The organism is Ketobacter sp. MCCC 1A13808, from assembly GCF_009746715.1.
Classification (GTDB): domain Bacteria; phylum Pseudomonadota; class Gammaproteobacteria; order Pseudomonadales; family Ketobacteraceae; genus Ketobacter.
On record NZ_VRKW01000001.1, the window covers coordinates 568,735 to 594,635 of the forward strand.

Here is a 25,901-nt window from a genome sequence, read left to right on the forward strand (position 1 = left end):
TCGGGAAGCACAAACTTTCCGATTGGCCGTGCCGATTACAATTACTACCATTTTTAATCACAATAAAAGATGTGGTGGGCAATGAATGCAACTCTGTTCGGGCGTAATCTGCGGGAGTGGGCGTCCTCGTTACCGGTTTTTCTGGTACTTATAGCCGTACTCTTGCTGAGTGTCGGCGAGAATCTGAATTCCCAGCTCAATAAGCTTGGCAATCAGATATGGCCGGATTATTCAATTCTTCGGCTCGATGTACCCATGCCCTCCTGCGATCCGGATATGGATATCGATCTTCGTTTGCAGGAAATCATAGTCAGCAAACAGAAAGAAGCCGAAGACGATCCTTTCGGTGGCATGTTCGGCGATGCGGATATTAACGAAGAAGCCATTCGCACATCACTCAACAAGCAAGTGGAACTCTGCAAGCTCAAACACGATGCAGCCAAGAAAGTGGTTGAGCAAAAAACCCCGAATGTGGAGCGTTTTGTTGCTCTGGATATGACACTGTCGGTGCTGTCTCAATTCCGGCGTGACAACTCCCAAACGTTCCTCGCCATTGTCTTTTTCGTTTGCATCCTGACCACTACGTTAACGCACCACCATATCGGATTGCGGCCGATGCAAACGGTAATGGATTTCCGGTTCGGCATTGTCGCTCAGTTGTTTGCCCATGTATCCCTGACCTACTCTGCCTACTGCTATCTTACCAACGGCTGGGCATCCGGCACCCTGATTCAAAATGAATTTATCCGTTGGTTTTACTTAGCCGGTTTCGGTACGCTCAGCCTGGTTTCCCTGGTACAGCTATTTAAAATACCTCAAAGAGCATTACCCGGCGGCAACATCGGTAAGGCCCTGTTGTCCGTACCCCTCTATTGTTATATGGCCGTCAGCGCTTCGCGCTTTTTTATTTTCCAAACCGATAACCCTCAGGGTATGGTCCTGTTCGTAGATAAAATTATGGATCAGGCGTCGCTGTTTCTGAATGTCGCGTTGTATATCTGGGTCGGTATGCTATTGAAGCAAACCTTCCTGGGGGAATATATATTCCGCATATTCAAGCCCTGGAAGCTGCCCCCCGAATTACTGGCCTTCGTGGCAGTCGTCATCATGGCTGTACCCACAGCCTACACCGGAGCCTCGGGCATTATCATCATTGCGATGGGTGCAGTGGTCTATGCCGAGTTGCGACGTGTCGGTGCCCGGCGCAATCTGGCACTGGCGGCAACCGCCATGAGTGGTAGCCTTGGCGTCGTACTGCGCCCCTGCCTGTTGGTGCTACTGATTGCGATCTTCAACAAAGAAGTTACCACCGATATGATGTACGGCTGGGGTGTCAAGGTCTTCATATTAACCTCTACACTTTTCTTTCTGGTATCCCTGGTGGCAAAACAAGGCCCGATGCGAGTAGCCCCTGTATCCGAGGCACTGGCCCCCAGCCTTGCAGCGTTCAAGCCGCTGATACCCTATATCCTGATTTTCATCGTAACCGCCGCCGCCTACGCCTTCCTGCTCGACGCGCACCTGGATGAACATACTGCTCCAATTATACTGCCGATGATTATTCTGATGCTGCTGGTGTACGAGCACTGTTTCAGTAAGTCCTCGAAACAAGAACACCAAAGCTACGAAGGTGAGGTCCGACCCACCTCGCTGGAAACAGCAGTTCGTGGTGCCACCTCCGAAACCACCGTGCACATCGGGGCTTTGCTTTCCATTATGGCGCTCAGTCTCACCGTCGGTGGTGTAATCGAAGATTCAGGTATATTCGATCAGCTTGCCGACCAGACTGATCTGTTCAGCAACCAATGGACCACCATGTTGGCACTGGTGCTCGCGCTGGTAATCGTCGGCATGATTATGGATCCGTTCGGAGCCATCATTCTGGTTTCAGGAACCGTTGCACAAGCGGCCTACAAACAAGGCATCGACCCGCTGCACTTCTGGATGATTACACTGGTCGCTTTTGAATTGGGGTATCTGAGCCCGCCGGTTGCAGTGAATCACCTGCTTACACGACAAGTTGTCGGTGAAGAGGAGATAGAAAGAGCGAAGGAAGAAACCCGCGGTAAAAGCTTCTGGATACGCCACGAACGTTACATGCTTCCACTCACCGTGATGAGCATCGCCCTGGTGCTGGTCGCGTTTGGTCCGTTGGTGTATCAGCAGCTATTCTGATCTAAATCTTCAAATAATGTGAATCTATTCACTATACTGAAAGGCGACGTGAGGTCGCCTTTTTATTTGAGCGATATTAATTCAGCAAAAATACGACCCGAAGAAGTAGGTGTTACTATGAGCAATTTGGTAGACGAGCTAGTTAACCTGTTGGATCTGGAAAGTATCGAACTCAACCTGTTCCGCGGTAAAAGCCGGGATATCGGTGGCCATAGCGTATTTGGCGGGCAAGTAATCAGCCAATCCCTGGTGGCAGCCACCCGGACACTGGAAGAAGAACGCTTCTGTCACTCATTACACGCCTACTTTCTGCGCCCGGGAGACATGCAAGCCCCTATCGTGTACGAAGTTGATCGTATCCGCGACGGCGGCAGCTTTACCACCCGCCGTGTTGTCGCCATCCAGCATGGTGAGGCGATTTTTAATATGTCGGCTTCTTATCAGATTGTCGAACGGGGGCTGGAACACCTGACCGCTGAAGCACCGTCTGTACCGCAGCCGGAAGAGTTGGAATGCGATTATGTACTGCGGCAACGCATCGCAGATCGCGTGGACGAAAAAATTCGTGCTGCTTTCGTGCAAAAGCGCCCCATCGAAATTCGTCCAGTGGACCCGGTTAACTTTATCGACCCGGAACCTAAAGCACCACGCAAACAGGTGTGGTTCAAGGCCGTAGGCAAAGTAAAAGACGATCTGAACTTACATCAATCACTACTGGCTTATGCGTCTGATTTCGGGTTGCTCGGCGCAGGCCTGATGCCCCACGGACTTTCTTTTATCGACCCTGGTTTACAGGCCGCCAGTCTTGATCACACGCTCTGGTTTCACCATCCGTTCAGGCTCGATGAATGGTTGCTCTACGATATGGAAAGCCCCTGTGCCATGAACGCCCGCAGTTTTAACCGGGGCCAGATATTTCAGCACGGCAAACTGGTCGCTTCCGTGTGCCAGGAAGGGCTGATGCGCGTACGTAAATAAATTAGCGCTCCTAATCTCAGAACAGGCTAAGCTGGGACCGCATCAAATTCTCGACGGAGGTACCCAGGCACTGCAGTAGTCCATCCACCGCTGGCGCAAGCTGACGATCCAGGTAATGTTCATAATCCAATGCAGAGGGGTGATGCTCCATCGGCTCCGGCCCGTTTAACGTCATTAAATAGCTAATCCAACCACCCCGCTGATAACGGGCCTGCCGGTGATTCGAACGTAACCATGCATCCGCTTTCCTGGCCGCCTGTACGTGCGGCGGAACATTTTTTTTATAGTCCACCAATTTACGCCGAATACGTTTTCGATATATCAGCTCCTGATCAAGTTCTCCTGCCGTCAAACCGGCAATGACCTGGCGCAAATAAGGTAGCGGATCCTGTTGATGGAATACCTGCCAGCAAACGTCGTATTGAACACGTCGTGCCAACGGTGTCCAGTCAGTACGCACGTATTCCAAACCTTTGAAGACCAGTTTTTCAGTTGGATTTTGCTGTTCATCAATGCTTTCGATCAAACCTGCGTAACGCTTTTTACTGCCTGCGTCTGACCCTCGCATCGTCGGCATAAAAAAATGCCGGTAATGGGTTTCAAACTCAATCTCCAGACAACTTTCAAGACCGAATAACTTATTTAATTGCTGCGTCCACCATTGATTCAGGTACTCAGACAATGCCACACCGCTGCGTTTTGCTTCTGCACCGGAACGCGCCTGTGATAACCAAACAAAAACCGAATCCGTATCGCCATAAATTACTTTGTTACCACGTTCCTCTATCAGCAAACGGGTTTGCAGCATAATGTCGTGACCACGCAACGTAATTGAACTGGACAGCAGTGGATCGAAGAATCGACACAGCGGCGTTCCAAGCACGCCATAAAACGAATTCATTATGATTTTTATCGCCTGCGATAGTGGTGCGTTTTGCTGCCGTTTTGCCAGATCCCTTGCGTCCCAAAGGGTTTTTATTATGTCTGGTAGCAAATGGTTGGTTTTACTGAACACGGCACCATGAAAACCGGGCACCCAATCGCTATCCCGAACATCCGGCTCCGCACTGGAGTCGCGTTGAAACACATTTGCGCACAAGTCGCTCCGGTCCGCTTCAAAACGACCGCTTATCAAGGCCAGGGGATCAATACAGAACGTCCGGATAATGCTGGGATACAGACTTTTAAAATCCAACACCAACACATGCTCATACAGTCCCGGTTGTGATTGCATCACATAACCGCCGGGCGCATCGATGTCACTCTGGACCTCGCCGATGTTCGGTGCCACGTACCCTGCACGATGCAAACGCGGCAAATACAGATTTTCAAATGCCGCGACTGATCCCCCTACTTTATCCATAGGCAAACCGGTCAGGCGGGTACGCTCGATTGCAAAGTTCAGCAAATCCGCTTTTTCGAAAATATCCGAGACCAGACAACAATCTTCCACGTTATAACGGGCCAGCGCGAGTTTATCCTTAAGAAACAAATCGGTTATGGCGGTACCGCGGTTGTCCACATCGTGGATCAATTTGCCACGATCCAGAAGCTGCCTGGCAACAGTTTCCAAAGAAAACGATTCGAAGCTCCAGGTGGCCGCTTTCAAGGTGTCAATACCATCCAAAACTACCCGCCCCGGTATCAGCACAAAGTAATGCTGGTTTTCATCCCTTGCCTGACGCCATTCCGCAAGTTCTTCGCCCCGCCCCAAAGTGAATGCTACTTTTAATTCATCACAGCGTTTCTGCAAAAACCGCAAATCAAAGTTAATGACGTTCCAACCAATGACAATATCGGGATCCAAGTGCTGGAACCAATTAAGAAAGCGTCGTATTAAATCCGCTTCCGAATCGAACCAGCGGACTGCAAAGTCTTCGTCAGCAAATACCTGGGGAGAACCCAGCATGAAAACCTGTTTAATCCGAGTCTGCTCGGAATCAAATGCATGCACCGCGATCGAATACAACTGCGACCCATCCATAGCCGTTTCGATATCCACCGACGCACACAGCAGATTCAACGGCCCGGGATCGGAACGCATCAATTTCGGATTTGGATTGTCATCACTGTCAGTAGCGGCCACCATCGCGCGCAGATCGCCGGTAATGAATCGCTCGCTAAGATAACGGTCAACGGTTCGGATATCAGCTTCCCACAAGGTAATACCCCGTTGCTCACAAAGATCCCGAACCTGGTGCAACAATCGCTGACTGCGGAAATAAACTGCGTGTACCGGCACATTGGTGAAGGACTTCAACGCCAATTGGCGCAGTCGGAAACCGGTTTGCCCCGGCAGCAAATCCGCTAATTGAGCCGCTTGTTCAGAGCCGACAAAGCACACCGCTTCCTGCTGGCCAATGACCAACTTACGGGCACCACGATCCGTATATATCCAATAAATCAGACATAACCCGTCCGCCTGTTCACGCCACTGCCGGGTTAATACCAGCCCGCTAATCGTCTCCACTGATGCCGCTTACACCTTCAGGCAATTTCACTTGCCTTTAAAATCAAACTCAGCCCAGACCGGACAATGATCGCTCGGCCTTTCGAGGGCGCGGATATCATAATCAATACCCGTATCGCGCAATCTGGATAGCATCGCTTCGGTCGCCAAAATCAAATCTATGCGTAATCCGCGTTTCGGCTCACGCTCAAAACCTTTACTGCGATAATCAAACCACGAAAACACATCATCCACGTCCGGATTTTGTACCCGATAGGTATCAGTTAAACCCCAGTCCGCAATAAGTTGCAACCATTCACGCTCTTCCGGAAGAAAGCAACATTTGCCGGTTCGCAACCAACGCTTAACATTATCTGCGCCAATACCCAAATCCGCATCCAGCGGTGCCACGTTCATATCGCCCATCACAATCAGATTTTGCTGCGGCGTAAACTCCGCCTTCAGTTGCTCCAGCAACTGGCTATAAAACCATTTTTTATTGGGAAATTTTTCCGGATGATCCCGACTTTCACCTTGAGGAAAATAACCATTGATAACCGTAACCGGTTCCCCTTGATCCACTTCATAACGCGCCATAATCAGACGCTTTTGCCGCTCTGGATCATCCCCGGTAAACCCTTTCTGAACCAACACCGGCGCTTGGCGGGATAACAATGCCACACCGTAATGTCCTTTTTGTCCAAACCACTCTGCATGGAGCCCCATTGCCTTTAATTCGGCTTCAGGAAACAAGCTGTCATCGACTTTGGTTTCCTGAATGCCGATCACATCGGGATTATGTTTGGAAAGCAGTGCTTCAAGTTGATGCATGCGGGCACGAATACCATTGGTATTAAACGAAACAAACTTCATTTATTCCTCGCTAAAGCTAAACTGATTGAAAAAGTGATAATTTGCACATTGATTCAGTGAACAATTCTAACAGGATGCGCCCAGCCTTTCTTTAACCATACTTAGGCACTACAATGGCTGACGTCGATAGAGTTGGTTGCAATTCAACTTCTGCAAACAATAAAAATTGATTAAAAAATCACCGACAGGGTGCTCTGAATGACTGATCTTAGCCACATCTCTATTTTTGAAGGCCTTCCTGAAGCGGAAATGTCCGCCCTGCAAGAGCTCTGCATAACGCGAACCTATCCAAAGAACACCGTCATCATAAACGAAGGCGATCAAGCCAATGCCATGTTTATTTGCAGCACGGGAAAAGTAAAAGTTTACGTCAGCGACGAAAATGGTCGCGAGTTTGTACTCAACTCTATGGGCCCCGGTGAGTATTTCGGTGAGTTATCATTACTCGATGACGAGACCCGTTCAGCCTCTGTCATCACAACCGACAAATCGACCTTTTCCATTTTATATAAAGAAGACTTCAGCAAAGTTGTGTTAAATCATCCCGGTATTGCATTAGTGCTATTGCGCAATCTTGCCAATCGCATCCGCAAGCTCACCGATAATGTAAAAACGCTCGCATTGCAGGACGTATATGGTCGCATCCGCAAAACATTACTCGATCTGTGCATTGAAAAGAACGGCGAGACCATCATTGAAGAGAAACTGACTCAACAGGATATCGCAAACCGCATCGGCTCTTCGCGAGAAATGGTTGCCCGTATTCTGAAAGACCTGGCGACCGGCGGCTATATTGAAATCGAACGCAAACAATTCCGTATTCTGAAAAAACTGCCTGACAGCTACTAACAACATTACCGCCGCTGAATCGAATCAGTCTTTCTGGAATTCCGCCCTGATCGAGTCCGAGTGTTCTCCAATTTCCGGTACCGGATTAAATGGTGCCTGTGCTTCCTCGTTATCCGAGCCGGCACTACGCCGGATTGCAGACGCCACAAGATCAACTGTTCCGGCGGGAGTTTGTACTGAGCAGGTACGTAACTGCGGGTGCTCCGATAAATCTTTCACTGTATTTAGCATGCCAAAAGCAACCTGTGCCTGTTGCAAACGGTCAACCACGTCTTTTTGCTGTAGAACACCCAATAGCCCATTAATAATTTGATCTAGAGCCATGCGGTTGCGCACCCTGGCATCGTTGTTCGCGAAGTCTTGCTGTGTCGCCAGCGCTGCTTGTAGCAACACGGTGTCACAAAAGTTTTTCCATTCCCTCTGATTCTGAATTGAAATTACGATGCGCGAGCCATCTCCTAATGTGTAAGCTCCATAGGGTGCAATCGACGGATGGTTCAACCCCACCCTTTTAGGCGCTGCACCGCCATAACGGTGATGCAACAACGGTACCGTCATCCAATCCGCCATGCCATCGAACAGCGACACTTTAACGCCCTGCCCACGGCCTGTTATCTCACGTTCGTATAACGCTTGTAATATGCCACCCCAAGCATGCATACCCGCAGCAATATCACACACCGACACGCCGACTCTGCCAGGGGCATGTTCCGAACCGGTGATCATGGAGAGGCCGGTTTCAGCCTGCACTAACAAGTCATACGCCTTGCGCTTAGCGTATGCCCCTTCCTCACCGTATCCGCTGATATCACAGGTAATCAGGCGCGGGTAACACGCTCGTAGCTCGGCACTATCGAAGCCCGCCCGGCTCGCAGCTCCGGGCGCAAGGTTTTGAATAAACACATCGGCAGACGCGATTATCTCCCGCAGCAAACCGGCATCTTCGCCGTGTTTGATATCCAGTACCAAAGACTCCTTGCCCCGGTTCAACCAAACGAAATAGGCACTTTGCCCTTTCACCACCGTGTCATAATCGCGCGCAAAATCCCCCTGCTGACGTTCGATCTTGATAACACGGGCGCCGGCGTCCGCCAGCCGCGAAGAAACATAGGGTGCGGCAACGGCTTGTTCCAACGACACCACCAGCAATCCCGACAAAGGGTTACCCATAAGCGAACCTAACCTTAGATTACAATGTAAATTTATGTTATTTTGAGCGCGCAAACCATCAAATACACCCAGGATCGAGGACCACCCGACGGCACTTTTCCACCGTTGCGTGGGATTAGATAAGCGGCCTGCGCCTAACGGGCTGCCATTATAACGGGGATCGTGTAATGGAATCAGCAATGAAGGAATTTCGATATTCTGGTGCTGCAGGCATACTGATCATTCTTCTCAGCATTGTGATCGCCCTGTTCTACCGCTTCGACGTCGCCAACCCCTCCACCGAATTTCGCATTCCTGTGCTTGCCCTGGAGTTTGCAGGCTCCCTTTCACAAGCCTCCACTTTACTGGGCACCGATCCGGCCATGATCCGTAACTACGATATCGGGCATCACCTGGACCTGGTATTCGCATTGGTTTATAGCGCATTTTTATTGTTCGCTAATATGGGTGCCTGGAGTAGCGAGCGAAACGCTCTGAATCTGGTTGGCATTATTTGCGCCGCCGTTGCCTGTAGTGCAGATTGGGCGGAAAACTGGCAATTGTTGCAGCTCACCGACGCGCTTTTGGGGGTAGGAGCGGCACCGGACTTTTGGCTGCTCCGGCTCTTTGCCAGCACCAAGTTTCTGTTTATATCCATTTCCATGCTCTGCCTTTGCCCCTATTTATGGAGCAAGGGGGCACTAGCAAAAGCCTACTGCGTCGCCAGCTGCGTGCTGCCGGCTGTCACGCTTTGTACGCTGCTCGGCTTATTCCGCCTGAGCGGCATAATGATTTTACTGACAAGTATTGCCTGGCTGGCGCTATTCATCTTGGTGATCCGGATCTCCTCCAAGGGCTATGCCCCACGTCTAGTTCAAACGGATAATCGCGCCACCGGAGTCCAGCGCTGACCACTCGCCGGACTCAACCCATATTGCGGCCCCCATCGGTATCCCGACCACCGGAAACCCAGGCTGTTGACGCATTGAAACCTGCGCCGAAGGCCAGCCAATCAACTCTTCATGCACGACAACATTAAAGGGAAACCAGCCAAGATAGCGCTGCACCGGCGGCTCCCTTAGCCCCAGCTCCGGATCGCACCCCCCGGCCAAATGCAACGCACCGGCAGACACACCCACAAACAGATTGTTCTGCTGCTGGCGGCAGCGCTGCAACCAAGCTCTAATTTTTTTGTTGCCAATAAAATCCCAGCCTCGACTGACACTGCCTCCGGCCAGGATCACTATCTGGCAAAGCTCAAGCGGAAGGTCCTGTTCGTCACCTATCAACACAAAATCCATTGCAGCAGGAACCAGTGTCTCAAATGCGGCCTGCGCCAATTCAGAATACGTCGGTTCGTTGTGGTTGGCTGCACCGATATAAGCAACCCGCACCGGTGATTGACCCGGTTTCGCGGTTTGAGAAAACCCCAAGCTGCTGTGAATCCGCTGTTTCAATTCTGCCTTGGCCGACGTTCGGAATAACAACTGACTATCGGCGAGCAACAACATTGTGGCAGCCATCTACAAACAAAACCCGGTATCATCGCGCCAAACACAGGCAGGCTTGGTAGCGTCGGCGCTGACATGTCCACGCTCCCGCTCTTTGGGATACCCCATACAATGTGAAAAATAAGTCACTCCATCCACGTTGCGCAGGCGATTACGATGCTGGTGGCCATAGATATGCAGCGCACTGCCCAAACGCCTTAGCTGCTCTTCGATACGGGTTGAGCCCGCCACCCGGCTAAAATTGAATTCCGGTAAGGGATCGAAATGCCGGGCCATGCGAAGGGATTCCTCCACCGCCTTGTGAAAAATCAAATCCTGTCGCGGCAGAAAATGGCTAAAGCTGATAACCGGGTCCGGGTATTGACGGGATAGCGACGATTCGTTCATGTCGGCAAACAATTCAGCCAGCGGCTGATCCAGGCCTTGCGGCCAACGGGCATGGACAAAATCACCCCAGATGTCATCGGTGCGGTCTGCCGCGTAATCCTTTTCAACGTACAAACTGTGCTTAGGCTGATCTTTGTCGTCATACCAGGAGAACAAGGGCACCAGCCACACCTTGTGAAATGCCCCGAACTGCAGAGGCCCACTCTTGACCCCGCAGCGCTCGCATAACGCCCGAATCGCGTGGAATTTTTCCAGGGAATCACTGAATTGGCTACGTTTTACCCACAACTCATGGTTACCAGGAATAAAAAGTACGTGACGGAATCTGGGAACTAAAGCCTCAAATAACGCCTGCAGTTTCTCCATACGGTCGCTGGCATCTCCCGCAATAATCAGCGCATCGCCGGGATGGCCTTGCTCGGCGAATGCCACCAGTTGGTCAAAATTGTCTTGGTAATCAATGTGGATGTCCGAAGTCACCCAAACGCGGGATGGAATCATGCAACGACCTAAAGCGGTTTTCTATATCGGTTAACTGAATGGCTACTGTCTCACAGTCCGGACGAATTTCATAACTGCAGCAGCCACTTAGGCGGTCCAGTCCGGGGCCGACGTTTGCAATTAGGGGGCCGGGTGAAATATTATGAAAAGATAAATTCTACAGAATTTGGTGGTCGATTCCATGAAGGCGCTCGCTGGAATCCAGCCTGTTCTGCATCCGCTGAACGGAAGGTGAAATGAGCAGTTACAACGACCCGCAAAAGCAACAGCTAAGCCACTCCAGTTTCGAATGGCTACGCACCGAATCGATTGATTCATTACATGTTTTGGTTTCTGAATATCAACACCGGGTTACCGGGGCCATGCACTACCATATCGCCTCCGACAATGACGAAAATGTGTTTCTGGTAGCACTGCGAACGGTGCCCACGGATTCCACCGGCGTGGCCCATATTCTGGAGCATACCGCATTGTGCGGCAGCGAAAAGTATCCGGTACGTGACCCCTTCTTCATGATGATACGGCGATCGTTAAACACCTTTATGAACGCCTTCACCGCCAGCGACTGGACGGCCTATCCATTCGCCAGCAAAAACCCCAAAGACTTTGATAATCTGCTCTCCGTCTATCTGGACGCCGTATTCTTCTCGCGTCTGGATCCACTGGATTTCGCCCAGGAAGGACACCGACTGGAATTTGCGGAAGCCGGAAACCCGGATTCCGAACTGGTTTTCAAAGGCGTGGTATACAACGAAATGAAAGGCGCCATGAGCGCTCCCACCAGCGTACTATACGACCGGCTGAGTCATTTTCTCTTTCCCACAAACACCTATCATCACAACAGCGGTGGCGACCCGGAAACCATTCCGGACCTGAGTTACGAACAGCTGAAACGCTTCTATCAGACCCACTACCACCCCAGTAATGCCGTGTTTATGACCTTCGGCGATATGCCAGCGGCGGAGTTGCAAGAGGCCTTCCATGAACGGGCACTGCATCGTTTTCAGGCGCTGGACCGGACTATCTCGGTAAGCGATGAAAAACGTTACGCAGCGCCCTTGAAAGTGGAAACCGCATACGGTACCGATCTGGACGAGAACGACAGTGTCGACAATAAAACCCATATCGTAATGGCATGGCTGCTGGGTGAAAGCATTGACTTGGAAAGCCAGCTCAAAGCTCAGCTAGTGAGCGATGTATTGCTGGACAACAGTGCAGCGCCACTACGCAAATTGCTGGAAACCTGTGGTTTGGGCACATCACCCTCGCCCCTTTGCGGCCTGGAAGATTCCAACCGGGAAATGGCTTTCATGTGTGGCCTTGAAGGCAGCTCTCCCGCCCATGCAGACGAACTGGAGACCAGGATACTGGCGGTATTAAAGGAAGTCGCTGACAACGGTGTCAGTCAATCCCGGCTCGAAGCGGCACTCCATCAATTGGAATTAAGCCAACGGGAAATCGGTGGCGACAGCTACCCTTACGGCTTACAAATTATGATGGGCGCAATATCCACCGCCATGCATCGCGGCGACCCGATTGCGTTACTGAATCTGGATCCCGTGCTGGACAAGCTGCGTGAAGAAATCAAACAACCTGACTTTGTACAGCAACTGGTTAAGACCTGGCTCTTGGATAATCCACACCAGGTTCGTCTTGTTATGAAACCCGATACCGACATGGAATCGGTCAAAGAAAACCAGATCAAAGCCAAGCTACACAAGTTAAAAGCCAGCCTGGATGCCACGCAGAAACAATCTATCATCGATCTGGCCAGGAAACTGGAAGAGCGCCAACAACTGGAGGAAGACGAATCCGTACTGCCCAAAGTGGGACTCGATGACGTACCAGCGGCCATTCCAATGCCCACATGTACTACACAGGATCAAGCCTCCGGAAAACATTCTCTCTACTCCCGCGGCACCAACGGTCTGGTCTATCAGCAGGTTCTTTATGAACTGCCGCAACTGAGCACAGATGAACTGCAGCTGATGCCACTCCTGACCCGTTTTACCGGAGAGCTCGGAGCCGGTGCCGATGACTATCTCACTATTCAGGACCGCATAAACGAAGTCAGTGGCGGGGTTTACAGTTATTCGGTACTACGCGGCGCTATCGACGATGAACAAAGTGTGAAAGGCTTGCTGACCTTTTCCGGTAAGGCATTAAAACGCAACAGCAATGCATTGGCTGACCTGATGCACCAGATCATTGAGCAACCACGCTTTGATGAACTGGAACACCTGCGCGAACTGGTAGCCCAACAACGCTCCCGACTCGACCAGAGCATCACCGGACAAGGGCACGCTCTGGCAATGATGGCGGCCAGCAGCGGTATGAATCCAACCTCCCAATTATCTCATCAGATCGGTGGTCTAGCGGGAATCAGGGCGATCAAAGACCTTGATCATAGCCTGAATGAATCCGCCTCAGTGGAACAACTAAGTGAGCGTCTGGACGCGCTGTCGCAAACCCTGCGAAGCAGCTCACGACAGTTTGTTGTGGTCGCTGAACAAGATGCGACTGAAAGTACCGGAGCGTACATCAATAGCCTATGGACCAGTGCCGCAGGCAACGCGGAGCCTATTGCGTTCCATTCTGTCCGCGAACAGATTAAACAGGCTTGGCTCACCAGCACCCAGGTGAACTTCTGCGCCAAAGCCTATCCCACGGTGCCCTCGGACCACCCCGATTCAGCGACGCTCTCAGTGCTGGGCGGATTCTTAAGGAACGGCTATCTACACCGGACGATCCGGGAACAAGGGGGAGCTTATGGTGGTGGGGCTTCCCAGGAACCCAATATTGCAGCGTTTCGCTTTTACTCCTATCGCGATCCCCGACTCCAGGGCACCCTGGAGGATTTCGATAAATCAATCGAATGGTTGCTAAGCAAAGAGCATGGCTATCAACCACTGGAAGAAGCTATTCTGGGAGTCATCGGCGCGTTGGATAAACCCGGGTCTCCGGCGGGTGAAGCCAAACAGGCTTTTCAGAGCCATTGGTTCGGACGCGATGATGCGTTTCAAAACCGCTTTCGCGAACGGGTGTTGTCGACTCGGGTCGAGGACTTAAAACGAGTTGCTGAAACGTATCTGAAACCGGACCTGGCCAGCGTCGCCGTGATCACCCACAAGCCAGCTTGGCAAAGCGCGCATTTATCTGGTTACCAGATACATACCATTTAATCCGAACCGCCGGGATTTCCGCTTCAGCCGGAAGCCCCGGATCTTTTGACCACACTTAAACCGGGGCAGGCCCGTTCAAAAGGTCGATTTCAGAATCGATCGTGTAAAGATAGGTTTTTTGAATAATGAGCGCGTCGGTGCCGGCACGATGGGGAATAAAACCGGTGATAGCCAATACTTTCTCCCGATTGGTACCCCACTGCTCCAGCTCATCTTCGTCCAGCAACCCGTAAATGGCGTCCAGTTTGAAGCCCTGTAGCACACCGGCATCATGAAATAACAACGCTAACCAGCCACGATCAACACCCCAGCCGTCACTGAACACCGTCTTACCCGCCAGCAACTCATTGAGCTCGTCTGCCACTTCGCGTAATGGTTGACCATCACGTTGTAACTGCTCACGGCTGATGCCATGAATCTGTTCCGCACTGTCTTGCCAATGGGTCCAATCCTCATGGGGCTTTACGAGCCATACATAAAGTTGTCCATCCGGCATTGCGACACCGATTTCGATCGGGTAGCTACCGGAGCCGAAGCCGGACGCTTCAATGTCTAGAATAATCGGAGTTTCCACCAACGCTCTTGCCTTTACCCATTTCATCCATTTACTGTTGGATGATTTTGTTCCATTCCCTTTCCTATCCGCCGAATCAAAAGCAGCAGATCCAAAAGCGCTCGCTTTGCCATTAATAAACGACATCTTTAATTCCATATCTAATCGAGTAATTGAGGGACTCAGGCTTGGCACTGAATTGCCCCCAATTGGACCACATAGAGATGACATGATTGCACATGATCCCTACTATTTTAGAACATTAAACTGACTATTAAGTAATCATAGCAGTATAGCCCCGATTCTCCCCCAAATCAGTCCTGTTTTTTCCACAATTTCTGTGGATAACTCTGGGGATTGATTTGGGTTAACTCCCTGTGAACCGCGGTTAATATAGTAGGACAGGTTTTTGTTTGTAAATTAACCAAGCCGATACAGGTGAATTTTCAGCACGTTACCACACTACATCCTTATCCGGCTTTATTTTGACGGTTTTATGACGGCTCGTTACGCCGCTGATCAAGCCTGTTGATGACTTGATAAAGTCCGCCCCTGAGTTCTTCGTCCAAGGGCGTAAAATAAATCACTGGTCCGCCCAATTTACGTATCAGAATGGGACAACAGCCGTTGCCCAACCCACTGACGGGCAAACTGGTAGGCCGTGCGACCGCTGCGGGTACCACGGTTATCGGCCCAGCGTACGCATAATACCTGTAACTCGTCGCTCCACTCTGGTGCAAGATCATGAGGTGCTCCCAGTCTTTGCATCCAGTGGCGGGCAATAGCCAGATACATACTTTGGTTAATGGGATAGAAAGACACCCATAGCCCGAAACGATCCGACAGCGATACTTTCTCCTCCACCACTTCGGTGTGATGAATCTCGGTATCCACCACCTTTGCCCCATCGTTATCCGACTTGTACTCCGGTATAAGGTGGCGGCGGTTCGAGGTGGCATAAATCAGAATATTGTCCGGAGAAGCGTACAAGCCGCCATCAAGCGCGCTTTTCATGGCTTTATAGCCTTCATCCTGAGCCTCGAAAGACAAATCATCACAGAATAGAATAAAGCGGTAAGGCTCGCCGTCCAAAGCAGACACAATTGTCATCAGGTCGGCCAGATCAGACTTGTCTACCTGCACGATGCGCAAACCAAGGCCGGCAAATTCATTCAAAAGCGCCTGCACCAATGACGATTTGCCGGTTCCCCTCGATCCTGTCAGCAGCACGTTATTTGCCGGCAGGCCTTGCACAAACTGCCGGGTATTTTTTTCGATCTGTTCTTTCTGCCGGTCGACACCCAATACATCTTTCAATGCCGTATCCGGGGTTTCGCCAATCGCCTGCAAATGACCGCCAAAGCGCTGCTGCCGCCACAATGCAGCATGGGTGCTCCCCCAATCCACCGGACTCACCGGCCTCGGTAGCAGTAGCTCAACCCTATCCGCAAGACGATCTAACTTTTCTACCAGTCGTGGCAAAAACAACAATGGTTTCATGAATTCAATTTAACCTTTCAGAATAGTGTCAACAATTTCAACTTACTGCAGCATATTAACAGCAGCGGAAGTAAATGGTTACAGCGTTTCCCCTGACCGTTCACATACAGTATCCTGTGGTGAAAAAAATAATCACTTAAGATAACCGGCCACAAGCGACTGTCTATGCCTAGTACGCCATCAAACAGGGTTCCTTTGTTTATCCGCATTTCCAGCGGTACGATGCTCACCGTAAGCCTATTAATAGTATCCCTGTGGAGCGCCTGGCAATTAGCAGCCTGGGCCGATTTTGGATACACCTCCGGTTACCGCCTACTGAACATTGAACAACATATTCAGACCTACGGCCCGCAAAACCGCTACAAGCCCGATTTTCAACTTACCGCTCCAAGCCAGCACAAACGCCTTTTCTCGGACATCGCCGATGCCGTTCAGCATGGAGGCCGCGGACTGGAGTCGATTTCCTATCAGACCGTCAAAGACGAAACCCATACACTATTACGCAAACCGGAAGTGGTCCACCTGCAGGACGTGGCCAACCTGATCAGTTTGTGTAATCGCATAGCCATCTTTAGCATTATGGTGCTGATAATTATGTTGTTGTATTACCGTAAACAAGGGCTCTCACCACCAAAACCAACACAAATTGCACTGGGCTCCATTATCGTACTCTGCCTAATGGGGCTGGCATTGTTCATCATTGGGCCGACCCAAACATTTTATTGGCTCCATACGAAAATTTTTCCGGACAATCATCAATGGTTTTTTTATTACCAGGATTCACTGATGACCACATTGATGAAAGCGCCGGATCTATTTGGTTTTATTGCCGGTGTTTGGGCAGTAATAGCTATCCTGGTTTTTGCGTTGTTTCAGTATGCTGCTTACAAAATAATTCGATGATACGGATTCTGATCTGCTTTTTCGGTATTCTGATGGCACCGGCGTTATCAGCGGAAAGCCGCTCTATGTCGGATAAACTGATGCAGGTGAAATCCTTTACCGCGGACAATGGCCTGCACGTCATTTTTCATCACCGCGACGACAGCGACACCTTCACTGCACAACTGGTAGTAAATCTGGGACTACAGGACTTTTCCTGCAAAGACCGGCAAGCACCCCATTTGCTGGAACATATGTTACTGGAAGGCACTACCCGTTTCGATCGCAAAACATTACGCCAGCGAATACGCAACCTGGGCGGAAAAACCAAAGCCTACACGCGGGAAGAAAGCACCTACTACACGATCTCCCTGCATTCCGATTATCCGGACATCGCACTGGATACACTGCACTCCGTCATCTCCGAACCTCGTTTCAATAAACAGGATTTCATTACTTCAAAACAGATCATTCATGCCGAACAGGGCTCCAACAGCAACTCAACCAGCCCGTTTGGTAAACCCATTCCTGTATTGACGGAAATGGCCAAGGCCCAGTTATTCAAAGGCACCGAATTATATTGCGATAACCTAAGTTCCCCCGATCATCTGCGACTGGATTACATTAAAGCCTTGTATCGGGACCACTACGTAGCCAGTAACATGACACTCATCGTAATCGGCCACTTCGACGAACAAGCAATTTTGGAGCTGATTGGGTCGCGTTTTATGGCCTTGCCGATGTTGCCAGAACCGAAACACAATCCTATCCCGCGCTGGCAACCGGATTACGCAACCATTAATGCCCGAAACGCATTATTTAACCCGGAAGCCAATCTGCACCTCTATTTACCCGGCGTCGGCAGCACCGACCCGCTGGCTGACTACTACGAGATCATTGCCGAGTACTTCAGTGAACAACTCTACTATGAAGTGCGTGGCGCAAAAGGGTTGGGATACACACCTCGAGCCCACCTGGACAATACAACCCGATATGGCTATATCGAAGCGACCACCAAAACCACATCGCGCTGGCTACCTGAGGCGCAGCAATCATTTGTGGATCTATATCAGCAATTACAAAAAAAAGGTATTCCGGAAAAGGATGTGGAAAGAATCAAAGCCAAACTTGTTCTGGAGTTTGAAAGCAAGCAGCGGGATCACGATGAGCTAGCCAGCATCTATCGACGTAATCGGTTTCAAATTCGGGAAACAGGCAAGATGCCGGATTTTGTGGCGAACATAAAGCAGGTGAACGCCGGGAAGCTGAATCAGGTAATTGCAACCCGATTCCCACCAAACCCGCTGATCGCGACTCATGTCAGGCCATCACTCTATCTGACCGTGCTACAGTTCGTACTGATATCCATGGTGGTGACAGCCATGATCTGGCCGCTATTACGGCGCCTGCGCAAACGAAATCAATCGTGAAGCAAAACAGGAATGCACTCGACCCGTAGTGCACTCCGCCGCGCTAGACTATTTCTTTCTTTTCAGGTTCTTTTGCATTGACTGCAAAGCCGGGATGCAGCATTTCAAATAACGTCACAAACTCTTCTGTCAGCTTGTGTTTTGGCGCCAGATGAATCAGCGGTATACCCGAGTCGTGGGATTCCCGCATTTTTACCGAAGAAGAAATGTAAGCACCCAAAATAGGCAAGCCTTCGGCTTTCAGCTCATCCACCATACGGGTAGGTAGACTGGCCCGCGGTTGAAACTGATTGACAATAATGCCTTCGACTTCCAGGTCATCGTTATGGTCCTGGCGGGTTTCTTCCACATTCTCGATCAGATTGTACAAGGCCTGACGTGAAAACTCATCGCAGTCAAACGGGATTAAACAACTGTCCGCAGCGATAAGCGCCGACAATGTGTAAAAATTAAAGGCCGGAGGCGTATCAATATAAACAGCATCATAGCCACGTAACTTGCTCAGGGAATCCCTCAGTTTGAATATTTTATGTTTCGCTTCCAGTTGCGACATAATCTCACCCAACTCCGGATTGGCCGCAATCACATCCAGGTTTTCATATTTGGAATGGGTAATAAATTCCTCAAGGCTTCTTTTATGACGATGGCGAAACGAAAGAGTCTGGGCAAAGAACACACCGATATCCGATTCCCCAGTTTCAAAATCCCGGCCCAGCAAATACTGGGTGGAATTACATTGGGAATCCAAATCGATTAAAAGGGTTTTTAATCCGCGTTGAGCACTGATCGCAGCTAAATTTGAAGCAATACTGGATTTACCTACACCACCTTTCTGATTAAATACGACTCGGCGCATTTTGTATTCCCCGTGCTAGTGCTAGTCCGATTCCGGCCTAACGCTCTGCTGGCCAAAAAGATACGTCATTTTATAGAAGGCAAGGGCTTATGTCTTGCTATCCGACCATTTTTCGGGACTCTCCGGATCAATAAGCGTCATTTCATCCTGCACCGAGTCGCCAAACCAACCCCGCAGTCGCTGCGAAACTTTGAGGCGTATTTCCGGAGTAATATACACCGACAGGCTACTGAGCACGGTGGTTAGAACCGCCAGGTCATCTGTAAAACCCAACACCGGCGTAATATCCGGAATCGCATCCGGCGTCACGAGAAAGTAACCTAATGCGGCAAAAATGGCAGTTTTGGTCCACACAGGGACGTTAGGGGATTTTGCCAGATAATAAAGCTGTAATACCCGGGATACAACGCCGACTCCGGCGCTGGCGAATACCCGGTTCAATTTCGGCATTACCCGTGACGGGTTAAAAGCACTTTTGTAATCGGATAACTTCACCGGCATAGAGGGCAGCTCCCTGATTAATAGGTGGCGTGAAAATAAATCGGTGCCAACATTGAAACAAGCTTGCGGCCACCTTGCAAACATTCGCGGCACTTGACCTAAATGGATTTTGCCAATAGCTTATTCTCAACTATAACAAGAAAAGCGCCTAACCACCTTAATGGCCACTTAGCGCCAATTCCAATCCGGTGTTAACATTAACGGAATGGATGCATTTCAATATATTCGCTTTTCCTGATCGAAAAGGACCACTCAATGAGCAAAACCGACGACATCAAACGCCAATCAAATAAGATTTGGTTAGCCGGCCTGGGTGCCTATTCAATGATGGAAGATTGTGGCAATGAACACTTCGATGAGCTGGTCTACAAAGGGCAGCTATTTGAAAAAGAAAACCAAACCAAAGAAATCGAAGCGGTGCCCGACTCCCGGCTGGATGAACTGAAAGTCAGGGCAAACCAAACCATGGATCGAATTGAACGCGCATTTGATCTGCGGGTATCCTCAACCCTGGGCCGATTGGGTATAAGCCGCAAATCGGATCTGGATATGCTGAACCACAAGATCGATAAACTCGCCGCTGCACTAGAGAAAATCAGTGTAGAACTAGAAAAACAATAATGAATCTCTTATGACCGAATTAGCCGTCAGTATCATTGCCACCGCCTTGCTCAGCAGTTTTTTTACTCTGGGCCTGGCCCAATACATCTTTAACAAACGCCTTAAACACCGGCTCGAAAATGAACTGTCTGAAGCAATCGCGCGGATTAAAGCAGAGGTCGGTCCAGAAGTAGAAGCGCGGGTTAAAAAGGGGGTTATGGAAGGATTCAAATCACTGCCATCAAGAGAAGTTTTGCGTGACACGACCCGAAGTATCGCCAAGACCGGGCTCGATATCATGGGCGATGGGTTGAAGATGGCAACGCGGCCTCGCACAACCACCAAAGGCCAACCCAAACCGGGCAGAAGACCGGGAGCTACACCGCTGGATGAAGATAACTAAGTGTGGGGGCTATCTACCGGCCGCTGATCATGCGCGGTATCAGGATCACCATCGATAAAATAAGCAGAATCATCGTATCCAGCGACGTGCCATCAAACTGAAATACCTGTAAGTAGCCATTGTGAGCCAGAAATGCCACGACTATCAGACAGAAGCCAATGATGGTACTGATACGATTGGTGCGCTTGTCTGCTGCCAATTGCAACTTGATTGACTCAATTTCTTTCATCTGCTGATGAATCAGCTGCCCCTGTGCCTTCACGGCCATTAAGGTCTCGTTGGCCAACTGAGGCAGGTGCTCGAGCCGGTCTATCCAGGCCGGATCGTGATGTTTCAGCGCGTCCATTAAACCGGTAAGACCTTCAAACTCTGGCAACCAGCTGCCTAACACGCGCCTAACTAGGCTCCAGATGCTGAAATCTAAAGCAATTTGCAGGACCTCATTAAGAAACGCCTGGTCTCCGCTGACCCGTACCCCCTCCGCATCGGTGATACTCTCCGCACTGCTGCCTAAGACATATTGAGTGAGCAAGGTGGACGGCAGGGTAATACGCGCGTCGACAACCTCTTCGTATTCAAAGAAAATCTGTATGCCATCTTCACAAATTGCCAGAAAAAACATCCAGTCTGGCGTTGTCGTTTTAACCCGCAAGACGCGCCCTATATGGTCGTTGAGCCGCTCTTGCGCCATGGGTTCGTAGGATAGCGCCAGATTCACAGCCCCCTCCAGAACTTCCAATACCAAGTAACGGATCATAGATTCGTGGTTGTCAGACTCTGTAGCCAATGCGAGATACCCAGTAGATTAGTTATTGTTCTTTCGGCGCCGAAGCTCAATGTAACACCATCGGCCGCCCCTGTGAATAAGAGCAAATATCGCAAGCAATCTGCAAGCTCCAAGGTATAATAAGCCGATTTTTTTGGCCAGTATGACGTTGATTTAGAATATTTTTGTGAGATTTTGGTTAGCGGTATCGGTATATCCGGCTAGCTGCTATTACAGTTAGGAAAATGGGCTAGACCGAGTTCCGGCAAATCCAACAGTGCCGGCACCTTACGACGTTAGGTGAGTTCGCCAAAGGGAGAGGTCGATAACGCGCCCGCAGCCTTTCTGAATTCATATGACAAGCACACTTTGTTAGGGAACATCACTCGATGCTTGAGCTTTACAACGAGTTTGTAAACCACCCGGATTTCTGGAAGTACATCAGTATCCCCTTCGTGGCAGCGATTGTAGGCTGGACAACTAACTGGCTGGCAATTCAGTTAACCTTCTATCCGATTAAATTCATCGGTATACCGCCGTGGCTGGGTTGGCAGGGCATCATTCCCAAGAAAGGGAAAAAGATGGCGGGCATTGTTGTGGAAAATACCCTCGACAAGATCAGCACGATGCAAGAGATCTTTGACGAGTTCGAACCGGAAAAAATCGCCCATCACGTTATCAAGGTCGCTGATTCCCGCATAGAAGAGCTCACCGACGACATCATGAATGAACGCAACACGGTGCTGTGGGAGAATCTGCCTAACATTGTAAAAAACCGGGCGTATAACCGGGCCCGCCGCCAGCTACCGGAGATGGTGGACAATCTGATCGAAGATATGCACGCCAATATCGAAGACCTGATTGACCCTAAAGAGCTCATCATTAAACGGTTGTCCGAAGACAAGAACATGCTGAACCGTGTTTTTTGGGAGTGCGGCGAAACGGAATTTAAGTTCGTCATTAACTACGGCGCCGTATTTGGATTTATCTTCGGTTTGATTCAGATGGTCGTCTGGTGGTACCACAAAGATTGGGTCATACTGCCCGCATTCGGTTTGTTGGTCGGACTGGCCACCAATTGGCTTGCCCTAAATTTAATTTTCCGCCCGCTCAATCCCACCAAACTTACCCCCTTCGGCCCCACCGTTCAGGGCTTATTCCTAAGCAGACAACGTGCCGTTTCTGAAGTGTTTTGCCGCATTGTCACAGCCGAAATCCTCACTATCGGTCATATCATGGTGGAAATTTTTAAAGGACCGAAAGCCGATCGCGCCAAAGCCATGCTGAAAAAACACATGCGCCCAGTAATTGATGGTGGGGTAGTAAAAACAGTAGCGCAGCTCACCGTTGGTCCCGAAGGGTTTGTGGACTTGAAACGCACCATTGAAGAGAAAACAATTGAAATGTCGCTGGCTTCATTCGACGACCCGATCTTTTCTAAAGAACGTGGCAAAGTTGTTGAGCGCATGTTCCGGGAGCGGATGCAGGCGATGTCGTCAGAAGAATTCCAGGCATTATTACGGCCGGCATTTGAAGAAGACGAATGGATCCTGATAACCATGGGCGGAGTGCTGGGGCTAATGGCCGGTTTGCTGCAACTAACATTGATGTTCACCGGTGCCGGATAGCCCGCTTTCATTCACTACCTGCATCCACGGCAACTGTACATTCCGACGCAGCCGCCCTCCTTTTCAGCCAAGGCAGCAGAGTGTTAATTTATCCTACAATGACCGCTATTTTTAGCTAATATACCTAATTAGCTACCGTCACGAACGCGGTAGCGATGGACCCGGAACGGCCTTGACTGAAAATAACTATAATAATTCGGAACCGTGTCAGACCAACCTGTTTAACCCTTTTTCGGGAGCAACTTTACTGCTCTCGGATATTAATGCAATCTGGCAATCTGACATGCTATTTATAGCAAACACTGGAGAGAGCCCCATGTTACGAGGAGATATAGCGCAAGCATGCTAAATGCGCCGTCCTCGGAAAGCCTCATCGCTTTACTACCAATTCTGCTGCCTGTGCTGCTGGGTACTGCCGGCTGGGGCACGATCAAGCTGGTTCGCTTTCTCGCCATACACCCTCAGCGATTTATTGGTATCAAACCCTATTTGGGATGGCAGGGCTATTTTTTCACGAACAAAAACCGGTATATCGACTTATGGTCCCGGGGCGTTCTGGAAAAACTGGGCGGACTACAACAAATTTTCGAATTGATCGGCCCGGAAAAGGTCGTGACCCACCAACTGAACTACCTGCGTCCACAAATAGACGGCATCCTTGACCAAATCATGTCGGAAAAGAACGCCGTGCTGTGGGAAAACCTGCCGATACTGATTAAAAACCGCTTCTATGCCCGTGCGCACCGCTTGCTTCCGCGCATCATTGACGACATCGTCGAAGAATTAGGGGACGGCCTGCCCCGTATTTTGACCTATGAACACCTACTGAACTTTGCTGAGAAACAACAGCCAGGCACACTATTAAAACTTTACAATATTCTGAGCAGAAAAACGTTTAACAGCATGGGCCGGTTCTGTGCCTGGATGGGTTTTATTCTGGGCTGTATACAACTGGTTATCGTTACGCTGACCGGCGCCGACAGCCTTTGGTTTTATGTTTTATGGAGCGCCTTCAGCGTCTTCTTTTTCTTCTGGGTATGTCAGCACTGGATCGAATACCCTTACAAACCCATCACCCTGGGGCGCTGGAAAATCCGCAGCCCCTATGCCAAATTCCGCCTCGCACAGGATCAGGAACTGGCCAGCCTGCTAGCCGGTACTGTACTGTCACCGCGCAATCTCTTCGGTACGTTATTGTATGAAGGCAATACCCGACACACACACACCATCATCAAGAAACAACTATCCGTGCTGGTCGAAGACGTTAATATCAGAACCTTTGTGCAGCTCACCCTGGGTCCGATCGGCTATGTAGAATTGAAAAGCGCTCTAACCGATAAGCTTACCAACGCCATTATCACACCTCTGCTGGACGAGCAATTTAACAATCAACGCAGCCAAATTATTGCCGTGTTCATACGGGATCGCCTTAACACCATATCTGATTCGACTTTTTACACTGCATTAAAGAATATATTAACTCCCCTAGCCATCGTCGCCGGTATTGGCGGCTTCTGGATAGGGGCTGCGGCCGGATTTTTACAATGGCTGCTGTTGTATTTCTAAATCAGCGTTTCAGACAATCGTAAGCCGCAGCAATCAAACTACGCGGGCGGGGATCAATCAACACATAAGGTCCCAATTGATTCATCACGTAGGAAAACCCCAGCTCTTGTTCCGGATCAGAAAACGACAACGCACCACCGGCTCCGGGATGCCCAAACGCGTGCAGCCCCGGACCGAACTCGGCTTCCAGGTCCCCTGGCTGTTGCAACATAAAGCCCGGACCAAAGCGGCTATTAGTGAGCAATACCCGATCCGGTCCGGCCGTTTCTTCCGTTTGACAGCGCTGCAATGCAGCATCAGAAAGAATCCCCTCTCGGCAGGCAACCCGACCAAATAACGTCGCCAGCGATGCACTGGTGGAATGCAGGTTTGCAGACGGGATTTCGGCTTTGCGCCAAGGTAGTGTATTGGCACCATTCATTATCGAAAGCGGGTTCATTAAAGCTCGCGCGGTGACACTCGCCGGTTCGGTCATCACATGGTTGAACAAGCTCACCCTACCCGGCTCCGGCAGCCCCTTTGCCGCACTCAGATTCACGATTCTGGACAGTTCGCTGTCCGGTACACCAAAATACATTTCCAGGTTGTTCGGTTTTACGATTTCGTCCTGCAGGAACTGATTCACACTAAGCCCCACGGCACGGCGAAATGCTTCACCCACCAGCCAACCATAAGTAATCATGTGATAGCCATGGTCCGTACCCGGCTGCCACCATGGCTCCTCCGACGCCAGCACGGACGTCATTTGCTCCCAATCATAGATTGCGTCGTCAGCAAGCTGGGTTTTTAGCGCTGGCTGACCCGCCTGATGGTTTAACAGCTGGCTAACCGTAGTGCGTTTTTTTCCATTGCAGCCATATTCTGGCCAGTAATCCGCGACTGGCCGTGCAACATCCATTGCGCCGGCATCAATCGCCCTCTGAACACAGATGGCGGTGACCGCTTTGCTCACCGAAAACACATTCACCAGACTATTCTGTTGCCATTCCGGCTGTACCTCGTTGGCCGTTTCCCCTGCCCACAGATTCACCACTAAAGCCCCCTGGTAATACAGGCTAAAAGAAGCGCCCACTTGCGTTTGGTCCTCAAATAATTTGCCGAAAGCCTGTTGCACAGCTTCAAAACGGGGGTCACACTGGCCTTTTATATTCACGATCGACAT

General features: G+C 50.3%; 22 protein-coding genes. 11 read left to right on the plus strand and 11 right to left on the minus strand.

All coding sequences use genetic code 11. From position 1 onward, the window contains the following. Positions 1-81: 81 nt before the first annotated feature. Positions 82-2,175, plus strand: coding sequence for a TRAP transporter large permease subunit (locus tag FT643_RS02540; protein ID WP_198043258.1), 2,094 nt, complete (start codon positions 82-84; stop codon positions 2,173-2,175). Positions 2,176-2,292: 117 nt separating this feature from the next. Continuing rightward, on the plus strand, positions 2,293-3,153 hold the full coding sequence (locus FT643_RS02545; RefSeq protein ID WP_156869101.1) for an acyl-CoA thioesterase: 861 nt from the start codon (positions 2,293-2,295) through the stop codon (positions 3,151-3,153). Between the two features lie 16 nt (positions 3,154-3,169). On the opposite strand, the gene FT643_RS02550 is transcribed toward FT643_RS02545, so the two are convergent. Both FT643_RS02550 and xthA read right to left on the minus strand, forming a co-directional pair. Continuing rightward, positions 3,170-5,623, minus strand: coding sequence for a DNA polymerase II (locus tag FT643_RS02550; protein WP_317621915.1), 2,454 nt, complete (start codon positions 5,621-5,623; stop codon positions 3,170-3,172). A 27-nt stretch (positions 5,624-5,650) separates the two neighbouring features. After that, positions 5,651-6,475: an exodeoxyribonuclease III gene (gene xthA / locus FT643_RS02555; RefSeq protein ID WP_156869102.1), complete on the minus strand. Its 825-nt coding sequence runs from the start codon at positions 6,473-6,475 to the stop codon at positions 5,651-5,653. A 198-nt stretch (positions 6,476-6,673) separates the two neighbouring features. Here xthA and FT643_RS02560 point away from each other — a divergent pair, with 198 nt between their 5' ends. Beyond that, a complete protein-coding gene (locus FT643_RS02560) occupies positions 6,674-7,324 on the plus strand; it encodes a Crp/Fnr family transcriptional regulator (RefSeq protein ID WP_156869103.1) in 651 nt (216 codons plus the stop codon). A 24-nt stretch (positions 7,325-7,348) separates the two neighbouring features. Here the strand turns inward: FT643_RS02560 and FT643_RS02565 are convergent, their stop codons facing one another. Further along, positions 7,349-8,494: a CaiB/BaiF CoA transferase family protein gene (locus FT643_RS02565; protein WP_156869104.1), complete on the minus strand. Its 1,146-nt coding sequence runs from the start codon at positions 8,492-8,494 to the stop codon at positions 7,349-7,351. 179 nt (positions 8,495-8,673) lie between these two features. On the opposite strand from FT643_RS02565, the gene FT643_RS02570 reads away from it, so the two are divergent. Then, a complete protein-coding gene (locus FT643_RS02570; RefSeq protein ID WP_156869105.1) occupies positions 8,674-9,384 on the plus strand; it encodes a hypothetical protein in 711 nt (236 codons plus the stop codon). Here FT643_RS02570 and FT643_RS02575 read toward each other — a convergent pair. Continuing rightward, entirely contained in the window at positions 9,343-9,996 is a 654-nt protein-coding gene (locus FT643_RS02575) for a type 1 glutamine amidotransferase family protein (protein ID WP_156869106.1), read from the minus strand. The two genes, FT643_RS02570 and FT643_RS02575, sit on opposite strands and share 42 nt — an antisense overlap. Continuing rightward, entirely contained in the window at positions 9,997-10,872 is an 876-nt protein-coding gene (locus FT643_RS02580) for a metallophosphoesterase (RefSeq protein ID WP_156869107.1), read from the minus strand. A gap of 236 nt (positions 10,873-11,108) precedes the next feature. Here FT643_RS02580 and FT643_RS02585 point away from each other — a divergent pair, with 236 nt between their 5' ends. Then, positions 11,109-14,054, plus strand: a complete 2,946-nt coding sequence (locus FT643_RS02585) for an insulinase family protein (protein WP_156869108.1) — start codon at positions 11,109-11,111, stop codon at positions 14,052-14,054. A gap of 55 nt (positions 14,055-14,109) precedes the next feature. On the opposite strand, the gene FT643_RS02590 is transcribed toward FT643_RS02585, so the two are convergent. After that, positions 14,110-14,754 (minus strand): 3'-5' exonuclease, encoded by a 645-nt coding sequence (locus tag FT643_RS02590; RefSeq protein WP_317621916.1) that lies wholly within the window; start codon positions 14,752-14,754, stop codon positions 14,110-14,112. Positions 14,755-15,207: 453 nt separating this feature from the next. Continuing rightward, a complete protein-coding gene (locus tag FT643_RS02595; RefSeq protein WP_156869109.1) occupies positions 15,208-16,107 on the minus strand; it encodes an ATP-binding protein in 900 nt (299 codons plus the stop codon). Between the two features lie 165 nt (positions 16,108-16,272). On the opposite strand from FT643_RS02595, the gene FT643_RS02600 reads away from it, so the two are divergent. Further along, on the plus strand, positions 16,273-17,010 hold the full coding sequence (locus FT643_RS02600) for a lipoprotein intramolecular transacylase Lit (protein ID WP_156869110.1): 738 nt from the start codon (positions 16,273-16,275) through the stop codon (positions 17,008-17,010). After that, positions 17,007-18,419 (plus strand): M16 family metallopeptidase, encoded by a 1,413-nt coding sequence (locus tag FT643_RS02605; RefSeq protein ID WP_198043259.1) that lies wholly within the window; start codon positions 17,007-17,009, stop codon positions 18,417-18,419. The genes FT643_RS02600 and FT643_RS02605 overlap by 4 nt, the downstream gene beginning before the upstream one ends. Before the next feature lie 43 nt (positions 18,420-18,462). Here FT643_RS02605 and FT643_RS02610 read toward each other — a convergent pair whose 3' ends face one another. Both FT643_RS02610 and FT643_RS02615 read right to left on the minus strand, forming a co-directional pair. Beyond that, positions 18,463-19,275: a ParA family protein gene (locus tag FT643_RS02610; protein ID WP_156869112.1), complete on the minus strand. Its 813-nt coding sequence runs from the start codon at positions 19,273-19,275 to the stop codon at positions 18,463-18,465. A gap of 87 nt (positions 19,276-19,362) precedes the next feature. After that, positions 19,363-19,776: a YkvA family protein gene (locus FT643_RS02615; protein ID WP_198043260.1), complete on the minus strand. Its 414-nt coding sequence runs from the start codon at positions 19,774-19,776 to the stop codon at positions 19,363-19,365. Positions 19,777-20,031: 255 nt separating this feature from the next. Here FT643_RS02615 and FT643_RS02620 point away from each other — a divergent pair, with 255 nt between their 5' ends. Continuing rightward, the gene (locus FT643_RS02620; RefSeq protein WP_156869114.1) at positions 20,032-20,397 is read left to right on the plus strand and encodes a phasin family protein; all 366 of its coding nucleotides are present in this window, start codon (positions 20,032-20,034) and stop codon (positions 20,395-20,397) included. Between the two features lie 10 nt (positions 20,398-20,407). Further along, a complete protein-coding gene (locus FT643_RS02625; RefSeq protein ID WP_156869115.1) occupies positions 20,408-20,779 on the plus strand; it encodes a hypothetical protein in 372 nt (123 codons plus the stop codon). A gap of 13 nt (positions 20,780-20,792) precedes the next feature. Here FT643_RS02625 and FT643_RS02630 read toward each other — a convergent pair whose 3' ends face one another. Further along, the gene (locus FT643_RS02630; RefSeq protein ID WP_156869116.1) at positions 20,793-21,566 is read right to left on the minus strand and encodes a hypothetical protein; all 774 of its coding nucleotides are present in this window, start codon (positions 21,564-21,566) and stop codon (positions 20,793-20,795) included. Positions 21,567-21,934: 368 nt separating this feature from the next. On the opposite strand from FT643_RS02630, the gene FT643_RS02635 reads away from it, so the two are divergent. Together FT643_RS02635 and FT643_RS02640 are read left to right on the plus strand one after the other, a co-directional pair. After that, positions 21,935-23,173 carry a DUF445 domain-containing protein gene (locus FT643_RS02635; RefSeq protein WP_156869117.1) on the plus strand — a complete coding sequence of 413 codons (1,239 nt, stop codon included), beginning with the start codon at positions 21,935-21,937 and terminating at the stop codon, positions 23,171-23,173. Positions 23,174-23,515: 342 nt separating this feature from the next. Then, positions 23,516-24,739 carry a hypothetical protein gene (locus tag FT643_RS02640; protein ID WP_156869118.1) on the plus strand — a complete coding sequence of 408 codons (1,224 nt, stop codon included), beginning with the start codon at positions 23,516-23,518 and terminating at the stop codon, positions 24,737-24,739. Between the two features lies 1 nt (position 24,740). Here FT643_RS02640 and FT643_RS02645 read toward each other — a convergent pair whose 3' ends face one another. Further along, entirely contained in the window at positions 24,741-25,901 is a 1,161-nt protein-coding gene (locus FT643_RS02645; RefSeq protein WP_198043261.1) for a serine hydrolase domain-containing protein, read from the minus strand.